This window comes from Paenibacillus sp. J31R109 (assembly GCF_059692055.1).
In genome coordinates this window covers 156,713-172,577 of the sequence record NZ_JCAUAR010000005.1, presented here as the reverse complement: position 1 = coordinate 172,577, position 15,865 = coordinate 156,713, and the positions used below count along the sequence as shown (strand labels likewise).

Here is a 15,865-nt window from a genome sequence, read left to right as displayed (position 1 = left end):
ACTAGTTCAGAATCTTAGTAGCAATCCAAGCAAGATCCGCAATATCAATCACGCCGTCCCCATTCACATCAGCAACTTTAATGGCATTCCAATCTGCATCAGCTGGAGTTGCTCCATAGTGCTTCGCAACAATAGCCAAGTCACCGATGCTCACTTTTGTATCGTTATTTAGATCTCCTGACATGCCTCTAATGATCGATGCTTGGAAAGCTGTCAGTGCAGCGCGCAATGTACTCGCAGCTTGTGCAACATCCTCTTGGCTGGCAGACGCATCACTCATCACCGCAATTGCCGTGCTAATCGCTGCAAGTAGATTCGCTTTGGAACCCGCTGGATATTGACCGACTAATGCGCCTTCCACGGCCCCATCATGCCATTGCTGAGCCTCCGAGATGAGAGCTTGCAACGATGCTTTATCCACATGTGCAATGGCTATGCCATGCGAAGTGATTGCTAGACTTGTTTCCTCTCCAATAGCGTTGGCGATCAGCAACTTTGAAATCGTAATCGTGGTAGTCGATGATTCGGTAAGTGATTTGGATTTCCAATGAAGCTGTAACAGATCGCCGTTAGCAACCACTTCTGAATTGCCGCCAATTTTGACAACGAGTACTCGGACCTGGCCATCTGTCAGCTTCTTATCTACAATAGTCAAACCATCACTAACCGATTCCACACCAACAAATTCTACTTTTGCTGGATCATAGGTGAACGTCAAATCTTGGGCTAAAATGTTCTCCGCCGCATTGGCCAATCCGTAGGTCAAATCAAATGTACCACCTTTCATAACCGTGTTCACACCATCAAGAAGAACTTTATTAGGTTGTTCCGATTTGGCTGGAACGATAACGGGTAAGCTCACAGTCACTGCTTTCGTACCATCTGACGTCCGCGTCACTTCCAATACGAGATTCACTGTATGCACAACATCGGTAGGTACAACAGTCCCATCCAGTTGAATGACGGCTGGTTGATCCGTCGTTTTAATGGCTACGCTATACCCAGCCGGCACACCCGGCAGTGTCAAGCTGCCAGCATCCTGTACAGGAGCTGTGATACTCGTAATGCCTGCAGCAACTTGTGCTGCTGTGGGCACTTGTGGATTGGTTAGATCATCAACAACCAAATCATCCACAACAAGTACCACATCTATGGCTGATAATTGTGGTTGTGCCGTTTGTTTAACCGAATCAATAGCAATGTAATAATCGTCCTTACTTCCCGTTTCAAAATCCAATACCGCAGTCGCCGTACCCGTAGATTTGATGATCGGCAGCGTAAAGCCAGGTAGTAAGGATTTGCCTGTACCTGTTGCCGTAGACAAAGGCACGCTATAGGTCTGACCATTCGATCTTGATTTGGCCGAGAGCTGATACAACCCCGCTTTATTCGCCTCATAACTCATGCTGATCTTATAATGGGTATTCGGCAATAGCTTCAAAGTCGATGGTACGGTAGCCAAGAGCTCAGCAACAAGTGGTGTATTTGCATTTGAAATGAAATCTTGCTCGTTCGACTTCAAGGAGAAATGCCCATTAATGACGTAAGTCATTGGCTGCGTAATATAAGGATCGGCTGCTTTTAGTTCATCACTCACCTTTTCAGCCAAATGTGTCTGCCCTCCGCTCGAAGCAGCTTGGAACATAAACGGACCATAACCTTCCGAGACATTCTCGAAGTCCTCATAGAAGTAATGCGTGCCAAAATTGGTCTTATCTGGATTCTCCCACAGCTTCACATCATCCCACCACACGTTGGAATTCGCTGAGCTTGTTGCGTCAGCTTTCAGGTAAATCGTTGCTTTACCTGAGGCATCTGCCGTAAAATCAACCTTCATCCGTTGATAGTACGTGTTCTTGAATTTGCTAGGCTCTTCTAAGTTTTTAATTTTCGATGACGTGATAAAATTCGTTACTTCCGGTCCGCCGTAGTTTTTCACGCCAATCGTCACGGCTCTATCGGAAGTGCTACGTGATTTGTTTTCGCTGCCGTTCGCAGTAGTCGCGTTATTGATGTCTACCCAAACCGAAGCCGTGTACGTTTTACCCGCTTCAAGTCCATAGACGGTTTGCGTAATTGTAGCTTCGTCTTTCCCTGCTACTTTCAGGAAGTTGTTTTTCAACGAATCATGCTCTACGGTTACATGCGCAGCTGTCGCATTCGTTGTAGACGTTTTGTCCCATGAAGCAAAAGCACCGCTATCAAAACCTGGATCCTTTACAGGTCCGCCAAATCCAAAATCGCCGGCTTGCTGCGTATCTGCACCTTGCTCATCTGCTTTCGATTTGTAGATGACATAGGGAACACCGATGGTTGTGTTGTTAATCGTAACGGAACCACCAACAACTGACAGTGTACGATCCCAAACACGCCCAGTGTCCGTCAACTTATACATTTCCACAGAAGATATGCCGCTCCAGCTATTAGGCAATTCCCAAGTTGTTGAACCACCTTTAGGATTCCAGTAGTAGATCTTGGATTCATTTTGCGGATCCCATGGCAGGAAGAGCTGGCTCTTCTGGTTACTAACATCTAATTGCCCAACGCCTGTATCTCCCCAGTCTTTATGGTTCAACACATCATATTTGGCAATTGTTTTGCCATCTTTCTTGAGCGAAGCTGTGCCTATGATATAGTTCGCATCTGCGCTATCTGCATGGTATTCATCCAAGGAAGCAACGACTCCATCCTCGAAAACGACTGTTTTATCCATACCAGAAGCATCATGCGTCGTATTAAGAATAGGGAAATGCTGCATGTATTTCGTTAACAAATTGTTATTGTAAAATAAATCAATTCCGTTCTGAATGTCCGTTCTGCCTTGCCATGTACCAACTCCAGCTTGCAGCATGCCTCTCAATAAAACGCTGGTATACGGGCTTGGTGCCTGGAACGTGTCTTGATACTGGTTTTTAATGAAACGGATGATCTGGCTGCCCGGTGTTTTGCTTGGATAATAAGGATCTGTTCCCCAGTGAGTCCAAATGACGTTTTCCTCTAGCGGTCCAGAGAACTCAGTAGCAAGCCAAAAGTCAAGTTTGTTTTGAATAATATTTGAAAATTGATTCGCGTGCCAACCAGCTCCACTGTAGATATCATCATAAATCATGGCAAGGTTCGGCACTTCCTGCTTCATCTGAGCATATCGTTTCTCCAAGTCTCCGCTAGCCAAATCTTTGGCACGATTCGTTGGATACGTAGGGTCAACCCAGTCATAGTTGGAGGCTGTACTGCCCCAGTTTTCCGGTTTGGCATAATACGCATCCGGATCTTGAGCATCAATGTTGGTGTGAACGCCAACTTTCACATTGTATTTTAACCCTTCATCGACAAGTGTGTTAAAATCTTTCAATCCACCTTCGCGAATGCCGAAGTGCCCTGCGACATCAGGGTGGCTATCGTCATGCCCTTCTGCCTGATAGCCTTTCTCCAAAATAAGCTGCCCGAAACCATCGTACAAATTGTATAGCTTCTTTGCGTTATCCAAGGTACGTAAGAATGGATTTTGCGCTAAGCTGTTGAAGTTCATCGCAATATAAGAGACATACTTATTGATTTCGCTTGCGCCTGGCAATAGATTCTTCGACCATTCACTGCGGAAATCAATGGCTGCATCTTTCCAATCAGCTGTATGATCATCGTTCCGGTCAGGGGCAATCATCACTTTGGAAGTGAAATCAAATTTGGGCGGAAATTTACTGTCATCAATAATATCTCCTCTTGCTGTCCACACGCCGTTCCACATCGACAACTGCTTGTTGACGCCATCCGAATCAGCCTCGATATTCATCACAATTTTGCCTGGTGTCTCGACCACATCATTCATAATCGATGCCGCTAACTTGCCATCACTAACAAAACCGTATGATCTTAGCTTACTATCCACAGCTTGATCTTTTAATTTCGATCCATACATGGCATCATTCGTATAGAATTCATCATTCATCTGGTTCCATTCCCCTGTTACCCAAGAGGAAGCACCTTGTGCATCAGGATTGCTGCTAGAAACCGTAACTAACTTATGGTTTGGGAATTCCACCGTACGCACTTTATAACCGGAAGGTTCACTATTGATATGTGTAGCCATGTTCACGATATTGCCTGTGACTTTATACGTAACCGTCATGTTCACATTGCCCGCTGCAGCTTCTGTATTATCATCCACGACAGGAACGTCAAGTTGATAAACGACCGTATCCCCTGCCGTTTTCGTTGCACTTTGTACCGTTGCAAAGCCGTCATTGCCGTTTATTTTCACATTGTATAGAAAATCGCTTTGACCTTGCAGGGTTGCATTCGGAGCCTCGCTGCCCAGCCACGTATAACTGCGCACGGTCGGGAAGCGGTTATCCATCGACACACTTAATTGGTCGGATGCAATCGTAATCGGCTGAAGCGCAGTCGGCTGCGGCGGTGTTGGCTGGATATAGGCTTCTTGTGAAATTTGGCTGATCGTTATATTTTTCGATGTGAACCAGCTTCTTAAACCTACTTTTCCTTCTGCAACTGGGAAGTCTGCACTTCCGCTGCAAACCAACGTGTCATTCAACCAAACTTTAATACTCTTTCCGATATATTTGATCTTAAGCGTGTAGTCGGTATTCGCTGCAAGATTAGGCCCACTGGTTGTCAGATCACCGTAATGCGAGGCATCCGTTTGCCAACCCCAATTGCCGTTCGTATTATAATAAATCATCGCGAAAGGCTGTGAAGGAGAGATGTATCTGAAAATAAATCCGATACGCCCCGTATCAATATTCGTTCTAAACTTGATGGTATAGGTACCATCCTGGATCGGCAGCGAATCGTTATCATAGATTTCTCCGAAGAGATTGGCGATGTTCAGCTGATTATTCGCGATCGTTGGCGTTGGTGAGTAAGCTGTGCCATCTAGTTTATTCCAAGTACCTGTAAAGCCATCGTTGTAATTGTGAATGTAGCTCGTTTGTTTCGGCGGTATATAGACGTCACCTTCCTTATACGTGACTTCCATATCATCCATGTACGTTGTTAATGTGTCCGTCGAGCTCGCCATGTAGCCCTGGCTGCCATTCATAACCGACATGCCCACTTGTGTCCCGGTGTAAATCTCCGTACCATCCAGGGTAAGCGTATACGTATCCCCTTCATAATCCACACCCACATTGTGTACCGTACCAGGACTTAGAAGTTGAGGCGTACTCGTTAAGTTATACGACACATCTGCTCCATCTCTTTTACCAACCAATGTCCAGTTACCAGCACTATCGGTTCTCACGGAACTCCAGTTGCTCTCATCGACATAGCGGAACAACAATCCTGCCGTGCTATACGTGCCGTTCAGCTGCAGCTTGGCGCTGTAAGTTCCATTAATCGCTAATGGCGATTTGCTGTCAACCACTTGGCTTGTGCCATTGGTGGTAGTGATTTGAGCCACCTTCCCCGCAAAACCTTGTAAAGGTGTTTTGAACGAATATGTAGGAACAGCTGCGCTCGCAGCTGACATTTGTAAGCCCGGCGTTGCGTCATCCGTAAAATCCCTTGTATAGACGACCGCATTCCCCTTATCGCTATCCGTTACTTTCACATCATCAATATGTAATGTCTTGGCAGCGTAGTAAGAGCGAAAGCCTACTTTGCCCCCTGCGAGTGGTAAAGCGCCACCTGAGTTTGACGTATAAACAAGCGCACCATCCATATAGACTTCGTACGTATCCCCGCTGAATGTCATTTTAAAAGCATATGTTTTGCCAGGATCGAGTTTAATCGTCTTATTTAGATAAGACCCCCACACTTCACTGCCACCATTAAAACCATCCCATATCCAGCCATTCCCGTCGCGGGAAACCATGGCATAATGCGTTGGATCCTTGTATCTAGCGATGAATCCGAATTGCTCGGAAGCCCCGCCATCAATATTCAGCTTCGCTTCAAACGTCCCATTAGCCACATCAGGCATATCGTTAAAATAAAAGATTTCATTGCCGCCACTCGGATTTTTCGCTGCCAAAAATTGACCGTTCATTCCCGAGTAGGTTGCCCTTGCGCTTACTGCAGTGTCAGACGTTACTGCCCCTTTGTCAGAGAGGTTGACTTCTGTCCCATCTTCAAAATTGTTCACGTAGGTCGCACTCGATCCATCTGCTGCCAACGCCGTAGCGTTGCCAAACATCTGTAACACACCTGGTAATGGTAGTACACTTGTAGCTAAGAGTGTAGTTGAAAGAATAACGCTTAATTTACGCTGGATTGCCCTCATCTCATAACCTCCTGCTTATTGTTTGTAAGACCTATTCCAAAATTCTAGATGCTACCCATGCAAGGTCATCAATGTCTACATCGTTGTCATTGTCGATATCCGCCAACTTGTGTTGATTCCAATCTGCGTCTGCGGATGTTTTGCCATAAGCAGATGCGACTATCGCTAAGTCACCAATGGAGAATCTGCCATCTACATTCAAGTCGCCTGAAACAGATCTGATTTGAACGTTGAGTGGGCTTCCAACGACGTGTGTTTCTACCCCGTTACCGTTCGCGATCTTCACATCGGCTAAGGTGAGCGCTGCGGATGGCGTGACGGATTTAGCCTGCCACTGCAAGGCTAGCATGGCGCCATTCACATTTGCAGCCTCTACTTTCGTGCTTGCCAGCAGAAGTCTAACCGTGCCTGGTTGTTCGGATTTGTTCACGATCATCAGATTCGGATAAAGCGACTGCACGGAAAGGAAGGCCAATTGATCTGGGTTATACGTAATGGTTATATCTTGTGCATACACACTCTGCATTGGCGTCAACACATACTGCACGGTAAAATGAGTACCCGTTGTAACGATTGCGGGTCCAGTTAAGGACGCTGTCGGCTCACTTGGAACCACAGCCGATACAGTCACATCTTGTTCAGCCTGCTTGCCTCCCCATGCCGCAGTAAGGGTCGCTTGCCCTGGGCTTAACGCTTGAATGAAACCCTTGCTGTCGATGGAAGCCACCTGCGGATTACTGCTTTCATACGTTACGCCCTCAGTCACCATTGTGATATCGTTCGCACCGTATGTCGCATAGACGACTGAACTGACCGTGTCTCCGACTATCATCGCTGCTGGAATGTTCGTTATCGCGATGGATCGGAGCGGATTAATCGTAACAGGCGTGTACGCAAAAGCATCAATGGCGCCAATTGCACTGCTGGCGGCAGCATTTTTCGTACCTTTTACGACAATCTTAATCGTATGCGATCCGCTCTCTAACCCGCTTCGACTAAACAAGACGACTTGTTTGGTCGTGGAGGTAGCGTAGCAATCGATATCTGCCTCTGCTAATACGCCGTCGAGATACACATCGATTTTCCCCAGATTCGTTTGCTTCATACTGATGAAATCGATCGAGGTACCGGTAAAGGTAAACTCAGCTGATGCACCACCTGTACCGCTATACTTCTCGGTACCGCTATAATCTGCGCTATCGTTGTACGTGCTCCACGTCCCTGTGTACACGATGGCAGGATCGCGGTCGTCAACTTTAATTTTCTGTACGGGTTGAACAGCAACCGGTCTTGTATTGATATAATTCACATCGTCGATCACCAATACTTTGCTATCGAACCACGTTCTCAGCCCTATTTTCCCAGGCGTATTCAGGAAATCAGCCACTGTCGTGGATCCAACCAGCTGACCATCCATCCACAACTGAATAGTCGAGTCAACGAAACTCACTTTCACATCATAGATTTGGCCATTTGTAAGCGTCATGGACGTTAGATCACCATAATGTTCAGTACCGTCCTTCACGTAGTACCATAACCATTTTCCATAGTCATAAATGACACCGGCGTAGTTGTTCACATCTGTATAGCGGAAGAGCAGTCCAACTCTCCCCGTTCCTGTTTGAATTTTCAGCTTCATTGCCACGTCAGCATCTTTGTACGCAGGTGAATGATCATCGACCATGATGGCTACTGGATTGGCTACTACTTTTAGGGCGTTATTTTCCACGCTGAACGTTGCGCTTCCAGTCGTTGAAGTCTTTTTCCAGCCACCAGCTACACCGTTGTCAAAATTTTGCTGATACGCATTTCCTACAAACGTAAATGCGGTCATTTCATTGCTGGTCGTAGAAAGCGTGCCTTCGGCATCCTTGGACCAGACCACGAAGCGGTACAACTGCTTCTCGTTAAGCCCTGTTACCTTGAGGCTTGTGTTTGCAGCCGGTACATCGATACTGCGGATTTTCGTCGAACCTTGGTAAACGTCCACTACATAGCCTGCAACCGCTGCTCCGCTTGTAGGAGCAATCCACTGCAAATCCACCGTTGTCGCTGTATGTATAGGTGACTGCACTTGGGTCGGTGGAAGAGGCGGTGGTGTGACACTGGAGGTAATCATATAGGATTGGCCCGCCTCCGTAGCAAAAGTAATCGTGTCACCACTGCGCGTGTAGCTAACTGGCGTAGCGTCAGCCGTGTTCACTACCTGAAATTGACCCGCGTGCATAAATGTCTTCTCTTTGACTTTCGCCACATTGCCATCTAATGAAGTGATCCTGGCACTTGTCAATATCGTACCATTCCAACTCATATCCACTTCAAAATCGCCTCTGGCCTTCAAGCCCTTCACATCACCTTTCGGCCATGTCGATGGAAGCGCAGGCAACAAATCAATCGTGCCTGTATGACTCTGCAAAAGCATCTCTGCAATCCCCGATGTACCGCCGAAGTTGCCGTCAATCTGAAAAGGTGGACCTACGTTGAATAAATTCGAATAAGTACTCACGTCTAGCTGTCCTTGGAGAATCTTCTCGGCATGGTCACCGTCGAGCATGCGAGCCCACATATTCAGTTTATTCGCTCGGCTCCACCCCTCTGCTTCATCACCACGCTGTGTAAGGGTTACTCTCGCCGCATTGAACAGGTCGGGCGTTGTTACGTTATTGATTAAGTTGCCAGGATATAAACCAACTAAATGAGAAATGTGGCGATGTTGATCATTGGGATCGTCGATATCTTCCTTCCATTCTTGTACTTGACCGTACTTGCCAATTTTTGGCATGGAGAGTTTACTGCGTTTATCGATCAGTTCATTACGGAATTGATCATCGATGCCTAGAACTTGACTGGCATCAATGCAATTCGTGAACAATTGCCAGATAAGCTCTTGATCATAGGAATCGCCAATGCTTAATGAGCCATGTTCAGGCGAAACACCCGGCGTAGATACTAAAGTCCCATCTGTATCCGTAACAAGCGTTTTGGTCCAAAACTCAGCCGCCTCTTTCATAATTGGGTACAGCTTATTTCTTAAATATTCCGTATCACCAGTGAACAAATATTTCTCCCATAACTGCTGTGATAAGAAGGCTCCTGCCGCTGGCTGCCAGCCCCAATTGCTAATGTCCCAACCCGGTGCTGTATAGCCAAAAATACTAGTGAACGTATGTATGGTCCAACCAGAACCCGTTACACCATGATGCTTCTGGGCTGTGACTCTGCCTGGTTCTCGCAAAGAATCAATAAAATCAACATAGGGAATGGCGGTTTCGCTCAAATTCGTCACTTCAGAAGGCCAATAATTCATCTCTAGATTAATGTTGGTATGGTAATCGGCTCCCCATGGCGGAGTCGTTGAGTTGTTCCAGACACCCTGCAAGTTGGCTGGGAGCGATCCCTCACGTGAAGAGGCGATGAGCAAGTAGCGGCCATATTGGAAATAAAGTGCTTCTAATGCACTTGTACGATTGCTTTTATAACTAGTTAGAAGTTGATCTGTCGGTATTGTCGCCACTTGATCATTTAAATTCAGGGACACTCGCTTAAACAGAGATTGATAATCCGCCAAATGACGTGTTCGCAGCTCGTCATACGGTTTGGCAGTAGCGGCAGCCAATCTCTCACTCACAGTTAGATGGGGGTCTGTTCCGACGTAATCGGGATAATGGTTCGCGTAATCTGTAGCAGCTGACATTAGAATCGTAAGCGAGCTGGCTCCAGCTACCGTCAGTTTTCCGCTGCCAGCAGTTACCGTTCCCTCCTCGGTTTGGACATGAAACTGTGATTCATACGCCATGTTATTATCTGCGATTTGACCTTTTAAAGTCAGTGTATTTCCCGTCGCCACGATAGAAGGTGCAGCCTGCGGGCTGGTAACCCTAACATCCAAATTCAATTGATTCTGTTGACTGCTCGTTAGTCGCATAACCATTACGTTATCTGGGTAGCTCATAAAGTATTCACGTATATATGTGACACCATTCTGCTTGTAGGTCACTCGCGCAATGCCATCCTCTAGATCTAGCTCTCGCCGATAGTCGGTCACGGTTACCGATGCTGGGAGAGCGAAATCGAAGTACATATCACCGAAAGTTTGATAATTCCCAAATTCAGGATAATCATGCAAGGTTCCCGTCAAGTATTGCTCAGCAATGGCACTTGCGCCGGCTACATCACCACCAGCCAGCTTCTGACGCACATCCGCTACATGGTCCGCAGCCCCATCCCTGTTGCCGTCTCTTCCCCCTCCAGCAATAGATTTTGGGCCTCCCGTCCAGAGCGTCTTTTCGTTAAACTGGATATGCTCCTGATCAACACCGCCAAACACCATTCCACCCATGAACCCGTTACCAATCGGCAGCGCTTGTGTTTGCCAATCGGTTGCAGGCTGACGATACCATAGCGCAAGGTTATGCGCTGGAGGCCCCGCAGCACCTGTGTAAGTCACGGTAGATGCTGCATGTGCAGTTTCAATAGGAAACACGGTAGATATTCCCGTCCATCCCGTCGAAAGGCATGCGGCGATAAGCAGACTTACCATCGATTTCTTCTTCAAAGTTAATTTCAGCAGCTTGCGCAAAACAATCACCCTTTCTGACTATCCAAAAGTGGCCTTGCCTGTTGCGACGTAATTCGACATGATACGACATGTATCATTGAAGACATAACGAATCAAGCGTATCTTCAGCGAAAATACACTTTTATCGTTCCATACGCTACCCGTTCATCAAACTCTCCCGATACAACTTCGGGCTATACCCCGTCGTTTTCTTGAACATTCTGCTGAAATGCTCCACATTCAAGTACCCGACCGTTTCAGCGATATACGTAATTTTATTGCCCTTCTTTTTCATTAACCGTTTCGATTCCTCAATGCGTAAGTTCGTTAAATACTGAATAAAATTACAGCCTACCTCTTTGGTAAATTGCTTACTTAAGTACCCTTCGCTAACGCCCACCATTTCGCTGATCAACGTGAGGTTGACGTCCTCCGTATAATGGAGATCTAGAAATTGCTTGGCTAGTGTGACGACACTGCTATAGTTAGCCTCTGTTGTCTTGCCGTGAATGTGTTGAAATAACTGACTGCACATGCGATGCAGCCAGGTCTTCGTTTCATCCAGTGTCTCCAAGCTCTTCATATATTCAAAAGGATGCTGAAGTTGTTCGTCGAGATCATCCCAACGAATGCCTTTTCGATAAAGCAGTCCTCCTAGCTCCCAAAGCAAATCCTCAAACGCGGTGTGAACATCTTGCGGTCTCCAGCCCCATGTTTGCCCAAGCAGCAGCTCCATCTGCTCAAACGCCTTAGACCATAGCTGAGCGTTACTTTGCTCGAGTAGCTGCGCGATGCTTGCCCCTGTTGATTTCAACGTAACCTGAAGCTTACGGGCATGCTCAATGCCGCTATCCCCGCCGTATTTCCCCAACTCCATACAACTTTCTGGATAGAATACTTTATTAAATCCGGCAAAATAACACATAGAAGCCAAATGGGCTGCTTGCTGATACAAGCGGTACCAAACCTTCGTGCCGCTAGCTAGATCACTAATCCCAATGGATATGGACACATTGACATATTGATTAAGTCGCGTTTGAATCATAGAGAAAGCCGCCTGTACTTTTTCCCGAATCATACTTTCGCTTCGAAATGCTGCGAACGAGCAGAATAGCACGTATTCCGACTCGCTGTTTCCATATAACAGAGACTTCATTGACATGGCGTCCAGAACGGTTTGCACAGACTGCATGATGAACCGCTGTGTCTGTCCATCCCTTAAGCTTCTCCCCGTCCTTGCCCCCTCAGATGAGCCTTGCGAAATGGTAATAACAGCCACGAGTTGATTCGTTTCTTCGAGCCACTCCGTGATACTAGTCCCTGCATCCACATACGCCGATTCATCCTGCTGGGGATTGATGGAGATGAGCTGCCGAAGGATTTCACTCCTCCGATCGATCTCTTCTTCCACACGTTCGACAACAGGCGTCGACGTCTCACGCGTTTGAAGTTCATTAAGCGCCTTTAAAATAACTGGCACCAAGTGTTCCTCATCCATATCCGACTTCACAATGAAATCAATGGCGCCAAGCACAAAGGCTTCTCGGACATAGCTATACTCACTGTAGGCACTCAGCATGATGGCGACAGGTCTTCGCTTCTGTACAATTGCCGGATGTGCTCGCAGCAGCTCAATGCCGCTCAGTCTGGGCATCTCAATATCAAGCAGCATCAGGTCGATATCGCCGTGCTGCTCTAGAATAGCAAGTGCTTCCATACCATCGTCAGCTTCTATGACAACCTGTATGCCCATGCTATCCCAGTCAATCATATGTAGAAGCGCTAGACGAACAAGCGGTTCATCGTCGACAATCATCATTTTAAACAACCTGTCCATCCCCCATCTGAGAAGTTGATTCTTTCGTAGTTACCCTTTCACAGCGCCATCCATAAGACCTTTAAAAATATACCGTTGAAAAACGATATAGAAGATTGCACTCGGTAATAAAACGATAATAATACCTGCACAGAGCATAGACAAGTCCGAACTGCGCGTACTCACAAATGCAGTTAAGGAAGTAGCCAGTGTCGCCAACTTCTTATCAGGCATATATAACTGCTGGACGAAGATATCATTCATGATCGTGACACTTTTAAGAATCGCAAGAGTGGCCGTTGCAGGCAGCAGCAGTGGGAAAATGATCGAACGGAAGATTCGAACATAAGAAGCCCCATCCAGCATCGCACTCTCGTCAAGCTGAACCGAAATCTTTTCGAGAAATTGCATGTAAATGTAAATCTGCATAATATCCGTGCCAACATAAATAAGAAGCGGCGCTCCGAGCGTATTGTAAACGCCCAATGTATGCAGAAGCTGAAACCGAGCAATCTCTGTGGTGTAAGCCGGAATAATCATCGACATCATAAAAAGGAGAAGAATCCACTTTTTCATACGGAACTGAAACCGATTAAGCACAAATGCGGTCATCGTCCCAAGCAGCATATTGCCAATCATACTTAACACGACAAGCAGGAATGAATTCCCCAGCCCGCGAATCATATTTCCTTCTTTTAGCGCACCTACATAATTATCGATATGCAGAAAACTCTTCGGAAGCGAAAATGGCGACGTTTCGGCAAGTTCCAAATTCGTTTTAAACGAACCAAATACAACGAGTAAGATGGGTACGAAAATCAGTATAGCCATGAGCGTAAAAAGCACATAGTACATGATATTCGCTACTATCCGTTGCTTGCCCATCGATCGCGTACGGCTTGGCAACGGCTGCTTTCTCATTTGTTCAAGCGATAGTGCACGTTCCATGTTAAGCCTCACTCCTGTCTTTCACGATCCATGCTTGCAACGATGAAAAAACGATAATCATGAGCAAGAGAATAACTGCCATCGCTGAGGCAAGACCGTAATTGTTGTAAGTAAATGCCGTTTGGAGTGAAAAGAGTCCAAATGTGCTGCTTGCGCTGCCAGGACCACCGTTCGTCATAACAAGCGGAATGTCATATTGTAGAAGGGCTCCAGATACATTCATGAATAATATGATCTCGATTACGCGTCGAATGCCTGGGAGCGTTACATACCTTTGCTGCTGCCAAAAATTCGCACCATCAATTTCTGCCGCCTCATACAGATCTTTCGGAATGGATTGCAGTCCTGCAAGGAACAACACGATATGCACGCCGCTATAACGCCATAAGGAAACAACAACCAAGGAATAATTCACAATTTTCGCATCGCTCAACCAGCTTTGAATCCAAGATTCGAGTCCTATTGCTTTCAAAAGTTCATTCAATGGACCATTGATCGGATTATAAATATAGCTGAACATATAAGCTACCGCGATACCATTGATGATGTAAGGCATCAACACCGAGAATCGGAAGAACGCGCTCCCTCGCAGTGCTCTTGTTAAGAGAACAGCCATAATAATTTCAAGTGGGATAGCAATGGCATGTAAAATAAAATAAGTGACGTTGTTTCTTATGGCATGCCAAGCCTCAGGGAAATCAAACAGCATTTGCTTATAATTGTTAAAGCCAATGTACTTAAAACTTGGGCTATACCCATCCCAGCTCGTAAAGCTGTAACGAAACAACTGCAAAGTCGGATAGATTAAAAACAAAAGTAAGAGTGCAACAGGTACAAATAAAAACGAAACGATGACGACTTTTTGCTGCATGCGATAATTCATGACATCACTCCTGTATACAAGAGAGGGCACTATTCTAATCGCTCAGAAAGTACCCTCTATTTAATTACCTATTTGTTCGATTCAACCGCTTTCTTCCACTTATTGTTCAGTTCTTTCTCCAAGGTGTCGATCGGTTTACCAGAGTAAATTTCCTGCGCAGCTTTTTTAAAATCAAATTGTGCCGCACCGCTTACTTTGGCAAAGCCTTCATCTGTTGCTGAGTAGATGAATGGTTTAAACGGATACTTTTCTGTCCATTTGTTGAAGAAAGGAAGGTCCGTGCTAACCCCATTGATCGTCGAGAATTGTTGCGCCATATTAATGAAACCCTGGTACACATCTTTACTGAACATCCAGTCAAAGAATGCTTTCGCCTCTTCAACATTTTTGCTGTTTTTATTAATCCCAACGTTCATATCGGATACAGTCATGGAAGTAAGTGGTTCGCTTTCTGTGGTGCGGAACGGCAGAGGGAATACGCCAAGATCTTCATCCGTTTTCACTCTATTCGCATAATCGCCGTAATACCATTGTCCCGCTGCGATCATGGCTGCTTTTTTAGATTCAAATAACTGTGTGGATTGATCAAAAGAGATGGATAGAGCATCTGGTCCTGCCAACTTCTTCGTTGCCATTTCTTTAATGATTTTCCCCGCTTTATCAAATGTACTTCCTTCACCGAAAGGCTCTGGCGTCTTCGCCAATTTCGCTAAGTAATTCTCATCGCCAGATAAAATGTGAGGGCCGAACTCCATGAATGGATAGAACGTCCAGTCTTCTTTACCGCCAATTGCGATTGGTGTGTATTTGCCGTTCGTTTTAATTTTCTCCATTGTCGAGAGGAATTCAGGCATTGTTTTCGGCACGTCCAAGTTCAACTCTTTGAAGATACTTGGGTGGAAGTAGACGAACTCCGAGAAGGAAACGAGCGGTGCGCCTAATATTTTGCCATCAATTTTCGCTGGAAACTTGTTATTCTTGGCCCCTGCTAAGTCATCAAGTGGAAGAAGGGATTGTTTATAAATTTGCATATGCGCTGGCTTGAGGTAGAACAAATCTGGTAAATCATTGGCAGCTAATCGCACCTTTAAGTATTGACCGCCGTTATCCGGCACCATTTCAATATCTACCGTCACGTTCGGCTTTACCTTCGTGTATTCCTTCACTTTATCTGTCCAAAATTTGAGATCCCCTTTGGCATCCCACATCGCAAGTTTTAACTTAACGGGTTCCGCTGGTTTTGGTGTCGCTGCTGCCGCTTTCGTTTCGGCTGGTTTGACTGAAGCAGCTGCGGGTGTTGCTGTATCCTTGGCGCAGCCTGTCAATGCACTTAGCACAACAAGTCCGCCCACTAGCATTGTGCTTACAAATTTACTTTTCCCCATTCTTGAAACCCCTCCAATGAATGTTTCTTTGATTCGG

Annotated in this window: 6 protein-coding genes; all 6 read right to left on the bottom strand. The window is 46.0% G+C overall.

The genetic code is table 11. The features are described 5' to 3' along the window. Nucleotide 1 precedes the first annotated feature (1 nt). The 6 genes from AC58QT_RS15960 to AC58QT_RS15935 all read right to left on the bottom strand — a co-directional run bounded on the left by AC58QT_RS15960 (nucleotide 2) and on the right by AC58QT_RS15935 (nucleotide 15,828). Nucleotides 2-6,238, bottom strand: coding sequence for an endo-alpha-N-acetylgalactosaminidase family protein (locus tag AC58QT_RS15960; RefSeq protein WP_497409856.1), 6,237 nt, complete (start codon nucleotides 6,236-6,238; stop codon nucleotides 2-4). 31 nt (nucleotides 6,239-6,269) lie between these two features. Beyond that, the gene (locus tag AC58QT_RS15955) at nucleotides 6,270-10,817 is read right to left on the bottom strand and encodes a glycosyl hydrolase family 95 catalytic domain-containing protein (protein ID WP_497409855.1); all 4,548 of its coding nucleotides are present in this window, start codon (nucleotides 10,815-10,817) and stop codon (nucleotides 6,270-6,272) included. Between the two features lie 136 nt (nucleotides 10,818-10,953). Beyond that, the gene (locus AC58QT_RS15950; protein ID WP_497410036.1) at nucleotides 10,954-12,615 is read right to left on the bottom strand and encodes a helix-turn-helix domain-containing protein; all 1,662 of its coding nucleotides are present in this window, start codon (nucleotides 12,613-12,615) and stop codon (nucleotides 10,954-10,956) included. Between the two features lie 48 nt (nucleotides 12,616-12,663). Beyond that, on the bottom strand, nucleotides 12,664-13,560 hold the full coding sequence (locus AC58QT_RS15945) for a carbohydrate ABC transporter permease (RefSeq protein ID WP_497409854.1): 897 nt from the start codon (nucleotides 13,558-13,560) through the stop codon (nucleotides 12,664-12,666). A gap of 1 nt (nucleotide 13,561) precedes the next feature. Next, nucleotides 13,562-14,443: a carbohydrate ABC transporter permease gene (locus AC58QT_RS15940; protein ID WP_497409853.1), complete on the bottom strand. Its 882-nt coding sequence runs from the start codon at nucleotides 14,441-14,443 to the stop codon at nucleotides 13,562-13,564. Nucleotides 14,444-14,511: 68 nt separating this feature from the next. Further along, entirely contained in the window at nucleotides 14,512-15,828 is a 1,317-nt protein-coding gene (locus tag AC58QT_RS15935; protein WP_497409852.1) for an ABC transporter substrate-binding protein, read from the bottom strand. Nucleotides 15,829-15,865: the final 37 nt, after the last annotated feature.